Genomic DNA, 14734 nt, shown 5'->3' with positions numbered 1-14734 from the left:
AACCGACGGGGCCTTGCTGCAAAAATTTGGCCTGCGGGTGGGTATGCGCCAATCAAAGCGAGGGACAACTTCTTTTCGCCATGGCCAGAAAAAATCCGCCCTAACAAGAAACCGGCGCAACAGCAGAAAATGTAGAACTATGAGAGAAGAAAATTCCAGTTGCCAAGGGCATCTGCACCGCCTTCTGAAGATGCTTATGCCAGTTTGGATGCCTGGGCGGCTTTAATTTCCTCAATCAGCATGGGGACCACCTGGAACAGGTCTCCGCAGATGCCGTAATCTGCGATTTCAAAGATAGGAGCCTGACTGTTTTTATTGACGGCCACAATATGCTCGGAATCCTGCATGCCGGCCTTGTGCTGAATGGCGCCGGAAATGCCCAGGGCAATATACAGCTTGGGGTGGACCGTCTTGCCCGTCTGCCCGACCTGATGGTCGGCGGAGAGCCAGCCTGAATCAATGACCGCGCGGGACCCACCCAGCACACCGCCCAGCACATCCGCCAATTCTTGAGCCAGAGCAATTCCCTTTTCCACGTCTTTGGAAATGCCTCGACCCACGGAAACCACTACGTCGGCTCCAATGAGATCCGCCAGCTTTTTGCTCTCCTTCACCACCTCGCGCACCTTGGTACGCAAATCACGGTCAGAGAGTTCCACAGGAAGTTCAATCACCTGACAGGCGGCAGCCCGAGCAGGATTCGGTTCGGCCATCTTCATGACCCCCGGGCGCACAGTGGCCATGCAGGGGCGGAATCTGGGACAGATAATGGACGCCATCAAATGTCCGCCGAAGGCGGGCCGGGTCATTTTCAGGTCGCGGCTTACATCGTGGTCCTGGCCCATCACTTTTACGGTAGCTTTTTTCATGTTTGCGATACGATCCGGAGCCAGTGTGGAGTTTTTCTCCAGAAAATCCACATAGGCAGGCACGTCAATATCAAGATGCGTGCAGTCGGCGGTCAGACCGGTGTGCAGCCGCGCGGCACACCTCGGGGCCAGGTCACGGCCAATATTGGTGGCGCCAAAGATCAGAATCTCCGGCTTCTTTTCCTCCACCACATCGCACAGGACCTTCGTGTAGGCATCCGTTGTATATACGGCAAGCCGTGGATCGTTGCAGACAAAGATCTTATCCGCACCGTATTGGCCCAGTTCACCGGCCAGGTCAGTGACCTTGTCTCCCAGCAGCAGCCCGCACAACTCCTCGCCCAATTCGTCGGCCAACTTCCGTCCCTCGGAGAGGAGTTCCAGATCGGTGGGCATCAGTTTGCCCTCCCGCTGTTCGCAAAAGACCCAAACGCCTTTGAAATCTTCCAGTTTGGTATTTTCAAATTTACTCATGGTGCTCCCCCCTTAAATGATATGCTTGCCAGCCAGAAGTCCCGCCAGCGTCTTGCAGGCGCTCCGATCCGCACCCTCCAGCATCATACCGCCGCCCTTCTGCGGCGGAGTGAAGGAAGTAAGGATGTTGGTGGGAGATCCCTGGAGGCCGATGGTCTCCCGGTCAATGAGAGTCTCATCCTTCAGCGCGTTAAAGTCCATAATCTGCATCGGCTTGCTGTAGGCGGAGTAGATCCCCCGCATGGACATATACCGAGGCAAATTGAGTTCCTTGATACAGGTGATCAGACAGGGCGTTTCCGTCTCAATGGTCATATAGCCGTCTTCCAGCATCCTGCGGCAGACGATTCGGTCTTTTTCCAGCACCACATCGGCAACGTAGGAAACCTGGGGAATGTCCAGTTTCTCCGCAATCTGCGGCCCCACTTGAGCGGTATCTCCATCGATCGCCTGACGGCCGCAGAATACAACGTCCCCCTTCTCCAGCCCAAGCTTGTGAATGGCCGCAGCCAAAATTTGAGACGTAGCGAAGGTATCGGATCCGCCAAACTCACGGGCAGAAACCAGTACAGCCTCATCCGCCCCCATGGCCAGCATCTCCCGAAGCATTCCCTCGGCGGGGGGCGGCCCCATGGTGATCACCACGACCTTGCAGCCGGTATCGTCCTTAAGCTGGAGCGCCGCTTCCAGCGCATTCATGTCATCCGGGTTGGAAATGGTTGGCATAGAAGCCCGGTTCAGCGTCCCATCAGGATTGACCGCCACTTTACCGGATGTATCCGGAACCTGCTTTACACAAACAATTGCTTTCATTCTCTTCTCCTCCCTTATTTCCCAATCACAGCACGGGAAATGACCACCTTGTGGATCTCAGAGGTGCCTTCGTAGATCTCGGTGATCTTGGCGTCCCGGTACATCCGTTCCAGCGGATAATCCTTCATGTAGCCATAACCGCCGTGGATCTGCATCGCCAGGTTGGTGACAAAGCGGGCGTTTTCAGAGGCATTGAGCTTACACATGGCCGCCTCTTTGCTGAAAGGCTTTCCTGCCTCCTCCAGATACGCCGCATAATAGACAAGCCACTTGGCGGCCTCGGTCTTCGTGGCCATATCGGCAATGTACCACTGAATGCCCTGAAGTACGGCAATGGGCTTGCCAAACTGCACGCGCTCATGTACGTATTTTACAGACAAGTCGATTGCGCCCTCGGCAATTCCAATCGCTTGCGCACCCACGCCGATACGGGCTCCGTCCAGCGCCGCCATAGCGATATTGAAGCCCTTCCCTTCCGCACCCAGAAGGTTTTCCGCCGGAACGCGGCAGTCCTCGAAGATGAGCTCCGCTGTCTCAGATCCGCCCAAACCCATTTTTTCTTCAATCTTACCGATGCTGAAGCCGGGAGTGCCCTTCTCCACCAGGATGGCGGACATTCCCTTGAGCCCCTTGGCAGGGTTGGTCAGTGCGAAGATGATAAACACTTCGGCTCGGCTGCCACCAGAAATAAAGCATTTCGTGCCGTTGAGCACGTATTCATTGGTCTCCTTGTCCAGTATCGCTGTGGTGGAGGCAGAGCCGGCGTCAGAGCCGGCATTGGGCTCCGTCAGAGCAAAGGCGCCCAGGCAGCCCCCCTCGGTAAGCTTGCGCAGGTACTTTTCCTTCTGTGCCTCCGTTCCCAGATGGTAAATTGTCTGGGGGCAGATCAGATGAATGGAGAGGATGGCTGCGGAGGCCAGACAGTGTCTGGCAAACTCAGATACCGCGATGACCTTCTCCACCGGCCCGCCGCCGGATCCACCGTACGCCTCCGGAACTCCGATTCCGGTCAAGCCGACGGCCGCCATTTTTTTAAAATTCTCTTCCGGGAAGGAATGCGTGCGGTCCACTTCAGCAGCTACCGGCTCAAGCTCGTTTTCAGCAAACTGCCGACACATTTTTTGGAACATTTCCTGCTCTCGGGTGAGAGAAAAATCCATAAGTCAAACTTCCTTTCTTGCACGTTTTATCTTCTGCAGTAAGCAGCCAGCCGGGATAGGGGCAGAGAGAGACTCTCCCTCCGCCCCATCCCGCCACGCCCGCGTTCCATCTATTTATTTGAATGCAGTCACTACGCCGCTGTCCAGAAATCCGGCGATCTGATCGTCGGTATAGCCGTACTCCTTCAGCACTTCTACGGTATGCTCACCGATTTTAGGCGCCTGGCGGTCCACTGTGGGAGCGATATCCTCAATGCAGGTCGGCTCGCTCAGGGCAAAACGGATGGGGGTCATGGGCTGCTTTGTCACCGTTCCGTCATTGTTCTTGACCGGCACAAGGTACAGGTTCTCCAGGGCCTGGGGATCATCCAGCACCTCTTTGATATGCTGGACACAGTCATAGGCGATATCCGCGCGGGCGAACATGCCGCGGATTTCATCCATGGTGTGCTTGCCAAATTCAGCGCTGAGGATCTCGACCATTTCAGCGCTGTGGGCCTTAGAGGCGGCGGCGGTACAGTATCTGGGATCTCCCACCAGATCATCCCGTCCCAGTTCCTTCATCAAGGCGTCATTGTAGCGGTCCGGCTCCAGGATGCTCATATAGAACCACTTGTTATCAGAACTCCGGAACGTATCCATGACAGGGGAGCCTGGGTTCAGGCGGGTTTTGGGATACTCATCGCCATACTGGGTGGAGACCATCCCGGCGCTCTCGCTCCAAATAGCCTGAGCGAAGAGCGAAACCATGACCTTGCAGCCTTTTCCCGTTTTGGCCTTTTGATAAAGAGCCGCGGCAATACCGCCGGAAAGAGAGCAGGAGGTGGTGGCATCGCCAAAGCCAATGAGGGGATTGACGGGAGAGGTATCTTTTTCCGTAATGTCGATCATGGCGCCGGAGCGGGCCCAGAAAGCCACTGTGTCGAAACCGGCGTTATCCTTGGCCGGTCCAAAGTCGCCAAAGCCGTTGATCTGCGCCCAAACAATGTGGGGATGCTTTTCACTCAGGGACTTGTAATCCAGGCCCAGCCGCTTGAGCGCGCCAGTGCGGTAGCTGGTGAGAAACACATCGGCTGTCTCCAGCATCTTGTCCAGGATTGCAGTGCCCTCCGCACTCTTCAGGTTAAGGGATATCCCGCGTTTGTTGGCATTATAAGCGGTATAGAAGGGGTTGCAGTCAGGCTCGGTCGGGGTAGACATGGTAGCTCCGGTGCTGCGGCCGGGATCTCCAAAGCTGGGCTCCACCTTAATGACATCGGCACCCCAGTCAGCCAGAATTTTTGCTGTGCCGGGGCCCGCAATAAAATAAGTAAGGTCAATGACTTTTACGCCTTTCAGGGGCTGAAACATAAGAAATTACCTCCATTAATGTTTGTCTTTGCCAAAGAAATCACTGTGATTGCAGGAAACGTCAAAAGCGGATCTCCCGTCAATTAGGGCAATGCCGGGAACAACGTAAAGAGAAGTACGCCGACCAGGGAGCCCAGGAATGGAATCACCACCGTCAGGGCAAAGGTCAGCCCGTAAGAGGCCTTGTGGGTCTCGTTGCACAGGCCGTTGGTGACAGTGACGATGTAGCCGTTGTGGGGCAGCGAGTCAAGAGCGGAGGAAGAGAGTGCCATCACACGGTGAATGATGCTGGGTGCAATCCCCATCTGGGTATATACCGGCCCGAGGATGGGCACGGCGATGCCCAGGCCTCCGGAAGCAGAGCCGCAGATACCGGCAATGACCGTAGTGCCGATCACCAGGCCCAGCAGCTTGGGGCCTGGAATATTCACCATGGCGTCCGTGATGGTGGAGAACACAGGGCTGTTGGATGCCACACCGCCGAAACCGTTGACGGCACAGGTATTGGTGATGGACAGCAGCGCCATGGCAGCGCCGTCGGCAAAGTGCCTGGGCAGATCTTTGAGCACGATGTGCTTGTGCATCAGGAGAATCGCAGACACGGCGCCCGCAAACACGCCCACCTCAACAGGAGCCACGACCACCCCGTTCACTTTGATGTTCACCAGGCAGATCGTAACGATCAGGGGCACCAGTGCCAGCACGGGATTGGGCAGGGCTTCATCAGTCTCCTCACTGAAGTCATCCACACTCTTGGCCACAAAGTGCTCGCCATTACTCTTTGCCTTTTTCAGCCAGAAGCGCAGATAGATAATGCCGACTACAAGCATAAAGCCGCAGGCGATGAAGCCATTGACCGCACCGGCCATATAGGTCGTGCCCAGGTTGGTGGAGGGAACGGCATTGTGGATCTGGACTGCGCCGGGGGCAATCATGGCAAAGGTGGAGCAGCCAAAACACAGCGCGCCCGGAATCCCCCGGCGGGGAAGATCGGCAGCCCGGAATACCTGGAGGGCAATGGGGAACACGCAGAAGGAACATACGAAAGCGGAGACGCCGCCATAGCACAGCACGCCGCAGGCCAGAGGGACGGAGACGAAGGCCCATTCGGTGCCCATAATTTTGATGATGTACTTGGCGATGGCCTTGGCACCGCCGGTAATTTCCATAGCTTTGGCCATCAAAGTGCCGGTGAGGAAGACAAGATAATAATTCTTGAAAAAGTTTGTAAAGCCGGTCATGAAATGCACTTTATAGGCATCGTAAACATTCATCTGGCTGGTAAGGGCCACCACCAGGGTACAAACAAACACCGTCAGATAGATGTTGACGCCCTTCATGATCATGTACATCAGCAGACAGAACGCTGCAATGATCCCGATAATACCCAATGCCGTCATTGGATTTCCTCCTACTTTTTTGTAATTGCCTTTTCAGGCAGAAATGTATGGGAGAGAGACCTATGGACACAGACGCGATGAGATTACCTGTTTTGGAAATTCGCCGGACGCTTTTCCAGGAAAGCGGTGGTACCTTCCTTAGCATCGTCAGAGGCAAACGCCAATGCGCTCAAGTCATTCTCCAGCTCCAGCGCATTCATCAGATCCAAGTTGACGCCCCGGGTAATGGCCACCTTGGCATAACGCACAGCGATCGGGGCTTTCCCAATAATTGTGGTCAACATGGCTTTCGCCTCGTACATCAGATCCTCAGCGGGAACCACCTTGTTGACCAGTCCGATTGCTTTGGCCTCCTCCGGCTTTACGTTGCGAGCCGTGAAAATAAGTTCCTTGGCAAGCCCTGTACCGACCAGGCGGCTCAGACGCTGCGTTCCGCCAAAGCAGGGGATCAGGCCCAGGTTGACCTCGGGCTGGCCAAAAACAGCCTTTTCAGAGGCAATCCGAATGTCACAGCTCATGCTCAGTTCACAGCCGCCGCCCAGGGCATAGCCATTGACCGCCGCAATCACAGGCTTTTCCAAGCCTTCAATGCGATTGAACACTCCCTGCGCTTTTGCAGCATAAGCACGTCCCTCTTCCGGACCATAGCCGCACATCTGGCTAATGTCGGCCCCGGCCACAAACGCTTTCCCTTCGCCGGTGATAATGACGCCCCGAATCTCCGGGTCCGCGGCAAAAGCGCTGATCGCGGCGCTGAGCTCATCCAGTGTCTGATCGTTCAGGGCATTCATTGCTTTGGGGCGGGCCATCGTGACAATGGCCATCATCCCCTCCTGCTCAATACGAATGTTCTGCACAGAAGATGCCAGGGTCTTAAGCGCTTCGTTCATTACAATACCTCCCATAATTTGCGGCCCCGTGAAGGCCCTAAAATTCCCCATGCTAAATCCGGGATAACACGCAGCAGGACATCCCAAATTTCCTGCTGCTAAAACAGTTGCATGACTTGTGCCAAATTTGTATTTCCACTCCGCCAACATTTTGTGCACAGTGTAAAAATATGACTTATTTTGCCGAAAGCGGTTTTGTTTTTTCCCTTTTTAGGCAGAATTCTTTGTTAAATTTTTATCGAAAATATTTTTAACCGGATAGTAGCCTGTCCTATTTTCTTCAAAATTGCAAGATTCCTCCCCGCCAGTCGTCTTAAAACGTATATTAATTCTCCTTTTTGAGACACTTATTCTTCACAATAATCATAAAATTTTAGAAAAGACATTGCGAGCAGGCAAAAAAATGGTACAATAGCACTATATAAAATATCCTGCTTTGAGACATAATAAATATATAAAGGAAATTGGAATCATGGATGAAAAGATGTACAAATACATCTACGAGGAACTGCTGCGCCTCTCTGATGACGGATTTATTGTCGTAACCCCAGATGGAAAAGTAGCCGACATCAATGAAAATTACTGTCGCTTTTTGGGTAAGGAACGGGACCATATCATTGGGCAAAATGTATTCTCCATCATCTCCAACTCCCATATGGTCGACCTGATCCGCTCCGGGGGCCGGGATGAGTGCGATGTTCACCGCTACACCAGAGGAGATACTCACGACCCCGCAGATAAGTTTGTGGTAGTCAGCCGCTCCTGTGTCTTTAACGATCAACAGGAAGCCATTTGCAGTGTCGCCCAAGTGAAGTTCAGCCAACAGACTATGGATTCCATGCAAAAGCTCATGCAGCAATACGCCGAACTGGAGACCTTTAAAACCAACTATTGCGAACACTACACCAAGGCCAACTCCTTCGAGCGGATTTTAGGAGAAAGCCAGTCGCTGATCAATGTCAAGCATTTAGGGATAAAGGCCGCCCAGACCAATTTTCCGGTCCTTTTGACGGGTGAGAGCGGCACCGGAAAAGAGCTTTTTGCCCGGGCCATTCACAACGCCAGCAATCGCAGCGGCAAGCCCATTGTAAGCATTAACTGCGCCGCCATTCCTGCCGAGCTTATTGAAAGCGAACTTTTTGGCTACAAGGAGGGCGCCTTTACCGGTGCCAGGCGAGGCGGCCAGCAGGGCAAGTTTCTCCAGGCCGACCACGGAACTATCTTTCTTGACGAAATCGGAGATATGCCTCTGAATATGCAGTCCAAGCTGCTGCGAGTCCTTCAGGAAAAGGAAGTGGATCCTATTGGCGGAAGCTCTCCCGTCCCTGTCGACATTCGGGTCATTGCCGCCACTCGAAAAAATCTTCAGCAGATGGTGGAAAACGGGCAGTTCCGCGAAGATCTTTTTTACCGCATCTGTGTAGTCAATATTGAGCTGCCCCCTCTCCGAGACCGGCGCGAGGATATCATGACCCTGTCTAATTACTTCCTAAACAAGATCAATTCGGAATACAATACGACCGTGGCCCTCTCCAAAGATGTAAAAAGTTGCTTCCTGAAGTACAACTGGCCGGGAAATATTCGCGAGTTGGACAATGTAATCAAAAGCGCTTACGCGTCCTGTGACGGATTGTTTATTTGCTTGGAAAACTTACCCGCCAAAATGATTTCCCGACAGGTTTTTCAAGCACAGCAGGGAAAAACGCTCAAGCAGATGGTGGATGGTTATGAGACCTCTATTATCAAAGAGTTTTTACGCAAACACAACTGGAATATTCAGAGCACCGCCGAGGAACTGGGAATCCATCGAAGCCTTCTCTATAAAAAAATGGAGAAATACTCTATCCGCCCCAGGAAAATATTGGAATAGCGAATTCCTGTCGAAGAAATACAAATTTTTTCGGGCAACACTTCATGACGGATCTCCCTAAGATCATGCAGTTTTTATTTGTATTTTGCCGATATTTATGTTTGAAATACTTGGATCTCCCCCGCATAATAAGTGTCAAAAAGGCCGACACCCACAACAAAGTGAGTGTCGGCCTTTTTTACGCATCAGGCGCTTTTTGTTGACGATTGTCGTAAGTTTATGGCAACCCCGCCGGTCAGCTTTTTCCAATCCCAACAAGTTCAGCGGTTTGCGGGTATCTCTTAATACATGCCGCCCATGTCGGGAGCGGCGGGCGCGGGCGCGGGCGGCTCGGGCTTGTCGGCCACCAGAGCCTCGGTGGTCAGCAGCACAGCGGCAATGGAAGCGGCGTTCTCCAGCGCGGAGCGGGTCACCTTGGTGGGATCCACAATACCGGTCTTCATCATGTCGCAGTAAGTCTCGGTATAGGCGTCGTAGCCATAGCCGGCCTTGCCGGACTCCTTGACCTTCTCCAGCACCACGGAGCCGTCCACGCCGGCGTTGGCGGCGATCTGACGGGCGGGCTCGGTCAAAGCAGCGGCAATGATCTGCACGCCGGTCTTCTCATCGCCCTCGACGGTCTTGAGCAGCTTCTCCACGGCGGGAATGGCGTTGACATAGGCGGTGCCGCCGCCGGCCACGATGCCTTCCTCAACGGCGGCGCGGGTGGCGTTCAGGGCATCCTCAATGCGGAGCTTCTTCTCCTTCATCTCGGTCTCAGTGGCGGCGCCCACACGGAGGACGGCCACGCCGCCGGCCATCTTGGCCAGCCGCTCCTGCAGCTTCTCCCGGTCATAGTCGGAAGTGGTCTCGGCCACCTGGGCCTTGATCTGGGCCACACGGGCCTTGATGTCGTCGGGCTTGCCGGCGCCGCCGACGATGATGGTGTTCTCCTTGGTGACCTTCACCTGCTTGGCATGGCCCAGCAGATCCATGGTGGCCGCCTTCAGCTCCAGGCCGACCTCCTCGCTGACAACAGTGCCGCCGGTGAGGGTAGCGATATCCTGCAGCATCTCCTTGCGGCGGTCGCCGTAACCGGGAGCCTTGACGCACACCACATTCAGGGTGCCGCGGAGCTTGTTGACAATAAGGGTGTTCAGGGCCTCGCCCTCCACGTCCTCGGCGATGACCAGCAGCTTCTTGCCGGACTGCACCACCTGCTCCAGAAGGGGCAGCAAATCCTGGACGGAGGAGATCTTCTTATCGGTGATGAGGATGATGGGATCGTCCAGGACGGCCTCCATCTTCTCGGTGTCGGTGACCATATAGGGAGTGACGTAGCCGCGGTCGAACTGCATGCCCTCGACCACCTCGGAATAGGTCTCGGCGGTCTTGGACTCCTCCACGGTGATGACGCCGTCGGCGCCCACCTTCTCCATGGCCTCGGCGATGAGCTTGCCGATGGTCTCATCGCCGGAGGAGATGGCGCCCACGCGGGCGATGTCCTCGGTGCCCTTGACCTTCTTGGAGTTCTTCTTGATCTCGGCGATGGCGGCGTCAGCGGCAGCCTTGATGCCCTTCTTCATGACCATGGGGTTGGCCCCGGCGGCCAGGTTCTTCAGGCCCTCGCGGACAATGGCCTGGGTGAGCAGAGTGGCGGTGGTGGTGCCGTCGCCGGCCACGTCGTTGGTCTTGGTGGCGACTTCCTTCACCAGCTGAGCGCCCATGTTCTCCATGGGATCGGCCAGCTCGATCTCCTTGGCGATAGTCACGCCGTCGTTGGTGATGAGGGGAGAGCCGTACTTCTTATCCAGCACCACGTTGCGGCCCTTGGGCCCCATAGTGATCTTGACAGTATTGGCCAGCTGGTCCACGCCCCGCTGCAGGGCACGGCGGGCATCCTCGCCGTAAGAAATGAGTTTGGACATAAACGGATTACCTCCATATCAGTGATGTTATTTTAGCAGGGGAGAAAAACTCTATCAAAGTTTTTTCTTTCTTTTTCAAAAGAAAGAAAGTTACTCGACCACGGCCAGGATGTCGCTCTGACGCACGATGGTGTACTCCTCGCCGTCCACCTTGACCTCGGTGCCGGAATACTTGCTGGTGATGACCTTCTGGCCCTTCTTAACAGTCATCTTCACTTCCTTGCCGTCCACCAGTCCGCCGGGGCCCACTTCGATGATCTCGGCCACTTCCGGCTTCTCCTTGGCGCTGCCGGTCAGGATCAGGCCGCTCTTGGTCTTCTCCTCGGCTTCCATCATCTTGATGATCACGCGATCTCCCAAAGGCATGAGTTTCATTTTGGGTTCCTCCTTATGTTATTTTTCCATTAACACATTCAGCGTGTTAGCACTCATTTCATCTGAGTGCTAACACGCTTATTATAATAGCCTCGCCCGTTCGATTTGGCAAGTCTTGTTTTTTTAATTTTTCTTTTATTTCTCCCGTTTTTTGAATTTATACGAAGATATCTTAATCAAAGTCTTTCGCACTTCTATTTTCTAATTTTATCTTTACTTTTCAGAAAATGCCCCCGTCAAATTATTAGCAGTCTGTGAACTTTCACGCCAATATGTCCCCAGAGGATAGAAGAAGTTCACTTTTTGCTCAGAGAGCCTGATGGTAAAGCTCCGGCCCCGAAGCACTTCCCCGTCCACCACAGCCACCAGTTCCTCCTCTCCGAAAAAGACGACCCGATCCCCGTGCCAGGCTCGAATGAGCTCCGGACACTCCCGGTAGCGTCCGGCCGCATACCGGCCCACATACCGGGCAAAGGTGCGCCGATCCACGTCCTCCACCAGCAGCATGTCCAGCACCCCGTCGTCGGGCTGGGCCTCGGGCACCGGGCAGAAGCCTCCGCCGTAGTGCCGGCCGTTGCAGATGCATAGAATGGCGGTGGGTCCGCTGTACCGGATGGGGCCCATCTCCACCGTCATAGGCCGGGTGATGCCACGGAAAACATTGACGACGAGGGAGAGAAGATAGGCCCCCACACCGTTGACCAGAGGCAGGCGCTTATAGCGGTGGACTTCGGCGGCCACCCGGGCATCCACACCGGCACAGACCACATCCAGTCCCAGCAGCCCGTTGCAGTCCATCAGGTCCATAGAGGACTGAGGTCCAACCCGGAGCGCAGCGATATCGGCAAAACGCCGCCGCCCCTCCTCGCCAAAGATGCGCAGAAAGTCATTTCCCGTGCCCACCGGCACATTGGTCACCGCCGCCCACGGCCGCCCCGCCGCGGCGTTCACCACTTCGTTGAGAGTCCCGTCCCCTCCGCAGGCATAGAGCCGCACCGGCTCTCCGGAGGCCGCCGCCTCTTCCGCCAGACGGCGGGCGTCCCCTCTCCCGGCAGTGAAGAACACCTCACACTCCCCCGCCGGGAAGGCGGCTGAGATCCGCTCCAGGAGCCGGCGCTCGCTGCCGCGCTTGCCCGCCACGGGGTTGATGAGAAAGACGTGCCGCACGCTCAAAAGAGGTCCACCCGTTGTTCCGGCCGGGCCAGACGGGCGGCCAGTGCGGCGGCTTCCGCTCGGGTGACGGCGGCGTCCGGCCGGAAGGTGAACGCACCGTCCACCCCTGTGAGGATCCCCTTGGTGTAAAGCCCCAGAATGGCCCCGGCGGCGGGATCAGAGGCGGAGATATCTTTTACGGCGGCTCGAACCAGAATGGAGTTGTTGCGCTGAGGCAGACTCTTGGCAAGGCCCGTGGCGGCAAAGACCTGAGCCAGTTCCCTGCGGGTGATGGGCCTGGTATAGCTGTCGAACTGCCCGGCGCGGACGATCCCGCTGGCCTCGCAGTAATTCACCGCTGCGCTGTACCAGAACTTGCCCGTATGGACCGTGGTGTGGAAGTCGTCTCCCAGAAAGCGGCTGTCCATGTTGGCGGCAATCTGAATAGCCTCAGCCACGGTGACCGCCCGGTCCGGCTCAAACGTTCCGCCCCCCGGCCCGGACATGATCCCGGTATTGTAGGCCAGGTCCACCCAGAGGGAAAACCAGTCCTTCCCCTGCACATCCTGGAAGGAGGGCAGCTTTCCGCGGGTCAGAGGGAATTGGCTCCCCTCCACCCCCAGTTCGGCCAGATAGGAGGGAAGTTGGAAAATGGGCATGGTGGTCCGTTTCCCGTCCCGGGCCGTAAGCTGGAGCACATCCACGCCGCCGCTTCGGCCCAGCTCCACCCCGGCGTAGACCAGAGGGTAGACCTCATTGGTCTTTTTCCCGGTGGAGTCGGTGTAGGGCAGGACGCTCACCACGCCCCAGGCTCCCCCCTTCTGGGCGAAGTACAGCCCGCAGTCCACAGGCATCAGGGTGTCGTACTCCAGCTGAATGAGGTACTGCCCGTCGGGGCGGATCACCCCCAGCTTGCCCCCCTGATTCACCGCCGCCATCCCCAGGGCAAAGGAGACCACGGAATCATATTGCAGAGGGATGGCCACACCGCCGTCCCCGCCGGCAAATCCCCACTTGCCGTCCTCCTCCGCCTGAGCCAGGCCCTCACTGTATCCGTGGATCTGAAGGGCGTCCGCATCGGGTAGGCAGGACAGCATCAGCCCGGTGCACAGTACCAGCGCCGCCAGCCGTCTCCTCATTTTCTCTCCCCCCGCTTCCCCAAATATTGAAACAGATCGCATTTGAGCATTCCGTTATAGAGCTTTCGCTTTTTGTCGGCCTGAACTCCGAAGGTGCGCTCAAACTCGGTGTGGGAGGACAGGAGATAAAGGCTCCAGCCCTGTGGCATTCCCCGCCAGGCCTTCCCGAAGCCCGCATAGAGCTCCTCGGCCTCCCCCTTATCCATGATGCGCTCGCCATAGGGCGGGTTGGTCACCACCCGTCCGGCAGGGACATCCCGGTGGAAGGTCAGAGCGTCGGCGACCTCAAAACGGACCAGGTCCTCCACCCCCGCCAGCTGGGCGTTGTGCCGGGCGATGGACACCGCCTGTGGGTCCACATCCCCCCCCCATATGTCATACTCCCCCTGATATTCGGCGGACATGGCCCGGTCGGCCTCGTCCAGCCAGATCTCCCGGGGCAGGAATCCCCACTTCTGGGCGGAAAAGCTCCGGTCCAGACCGGGGGCCTGGTTTCTGGCGATGAGGGCAGCCTCGATGGCAATGGTGCCCGAGCCGCAGAAGGGATCGCAGAAGGGATCCCGCCCCCGGTAGCGGGAGAGCATCACCATGGCCGCAGCCAGGGTCTCCCGCAGCGGGGCCGCCACTCCCACCGCCCGGTAGCCCCGCTTGTGGAGGCCCGGGCCGGTCGTGTCCAAATAGAGCTCGGCCACATCCTTCATCACGGAGAACTGGAGCTGATAGACCTCTCCCGTCTCGGGGAGGGTCTCCAGGCCGTAGTGCTCCCCCAGCCGCCTCGCCACCGCCTTTTTGAGGATGGACTGGCAGGCGGACATTGCGAAGAGCCTGGAATCCAGGCAGAAGCCCTTCACAGGGAAGGCCCCGTCCCGGGGGATGAACTGCTCCCAGGGCAGCGCCCGGGCCCCCTCGAAAAGCTCGTCAAAGGTCTCCGCCGGGAAGCGACCCACCCGGAGAAGCACCCGCTCGCCGGTGCGCAGGTTCAAATTGGCCCGGGCCAGTCCCTCCGGCCCGGACTCGAAGAGCACCCGGCCGTTTTCCGCCCGGACGTTCCCCAGCTCCAGCCGGCGCAGCTCGTCGGCGCACAGCCCCTCCAGGCCAAACACGGTGGGGACTGAAAAAGTATACTGTTCCACGGATGTTCCTCCTTCGGCTCCGGCGTGTCCGCGCCCTCGGAGCACCTCCGCCGGGTTCGTCCCGGCAGTCCTTCGGTTTTAAAATGCTTTCCCATTTTTTACATTATACCGAACAAAACAACGTTTGGCAAACAGTTCATGATTATTTTACTTTTCATTCTCCCAAGAATATGGTAGACTGAAATTTAAGAAAGGAGCTGAT

12 protein-coding genes are annotated in these 14734 nt (G+C 56.5%); 1 reads left to right on the top strand and 11 read right to left on the bottom strand.

What is annotated here, in order from left to right; all coding sequences use genetic code 11:
• Nucleotides 1–194: 194 nt before the first annotated feature.
• The 6 genes from acrA to ACQRD3_RS08105 form a co-directional block, all read right to left on the bottom strand.
• Entirely contained in the window at nt 195–1343 is a 1149-nt protein-coding gene (gene acrA, locus ACQRD3_RS08130) for an acryloyl-CoA reductase electron transfer subunit beta (RefSeq protein WP_427780899.1), read from the bottom strand.
• Between the two features lie 12 nt (nt 1344–1355).
• A complete protein-coding gene (gene acrB, locus ACQRD3_RS08125; protein ID WP_427780897.1) occupies nt 1356–2156 on the bottom strand; it encodes an acryloyl-CoA reductase electron transfer subunit gamma in 801 nt (266 codons plus the stop codon).
• Between the two features lie 14 nt (nt 2157–2170).
• Nucleotides 2171–3316, bottom strand: a complete 1146-nt coding sequence (gene acrC, locus ACQRD3_RS08120) for an acryloyl-CoA reductase (protein ID WP_427780895.1) — start codon at nt 3314–3316, stop codon at nt 2171–2173.
• A gap of 114 nt (nt 3317–3430) precedes the next feature.
• Nucleotides 3431–4666: a CaiB/BaiF CoA transferase family protein gene (locus ACQRD3_RS08115; protein ID WP_427780893.1), complete on the bottom strand. Its 1236-nt coding sequence runs from the start codon at nt 4664–4666 to the stop codon at nt 3431–3433.
• A gap of 83 nt (nt 4667–4749) precedes the next feature.
• Complete coding sequence (locus ACQRD3_RS08110) at nt 4750–6066, bottom strand: GntP family permease (RefSeq protein WP_427780891.1); 1317 nt, start codon at nt 6064–6066, stop codon at nt 4750–4752.
• 83 nt (nt 6067–6149) lie between these two features.
• Nucleotides 6150–6956: an enoyl-CoA hydratase-related protein gene (locus tag ACQRD3_RS08105; protein WP_427780889.1), complete on the bottom strand. Its 807-nt coding sequence runs from the start codon at nt 6954–6956 to the stop codon at nt 6150–6152.
• A 472-nt stretch (nt 6957–7428) separates the two neighbouring features.
• On the opposite strand from ACQRD3_RS08105, the gene ACQRD3_RS08100 reads away from it, so the two are divergent.
• A complete protein-coding gene (locus ACQRD3_RS08100) occupies nt 7429–8826 on the top strand; it encodes a sigma-54 interaction domain-containing protein (protein ID WP_427780888.1) in 1398 nt (465 codons plus the stop codon).
• Between the two features lie 281 nt (nt 8827–9107).
• On the opposite strand, the gene groL is transcribed toward ACQRD3_RS08100, so the two are convergent.
• The 5 genes from groL to ACQRD3_RS08075 form a co-directional block, all read right to left on the bottom strand.
• A complete protein-coding gene (gene groL / locus ACQRD3_RS08095) occupies nt 9108–10733 on the bottom strand; it encodes a chaperonin GroEL (RefSeq protein WP_080907478.1) in 1626 nt (541 codons plus the stop codon).
• A 90-nt stretch (nt 10734–10823) separates the two neighbouring features.
• Entirely contained in the window at nt 10824–11108 is a 285-nt protein-coding gene (locus tag ACQRD3_RS08090) for a co-chaperone GroES (RefSeq protein ID WP_080907477.1), read from the bottom strand.
• A 213-nt stretch (nt 11109–11321) separates the two neighbouring features.
• Entirely contained in the window at nt 11322–12275 is a 954-nt protein-coding gene (locus tag ACQRD3_RS08085; protein WP_427780903.1) for a diacylglycerol/lipid kinase family protein, read from the bottom strand.
• Between the two features lie 2 nt (nt 12276–12277).
• Nucleotides 12278–13399, bottom strand: a complete 1122-nt coding sequence (locus ACQRD3_RS08080; RefSeq protein WP_427780885.1) for an S-layer homology domain-containing protein — start codon at nt 13397–13399, stop codon at nt 12278–12280.
• Entirely contained in the window at nt 13396–14532 is a 1137-nt protein-coding gene (locus ACQRD3_RS08075) for a THUMP domain-containing class I SAM-dependent RNA methyltransferase (protein WP_080907475.1), read from the bottom strand. Before ACQRD3_RS08075 ends, ACQRD3_RS08080 begins: the two co-directional genes overlap by 4 nt.
• Between the last annotated feature and the right edge of the window lie 202 nt (nt 14533–14734).

This window comes from Candidatus Pseudoscillospira sp. SGI.172, assembly GCF_050313575.1.
Taxonomy (GTDB): Bacteria; Bacillota; Clostridia; order Oscillospirales; family Oscillospiraceae; genus Vermiculatibacterium.
This window is presented reverse-complemented; position numbering and strand designations above follow the sequence as displayed.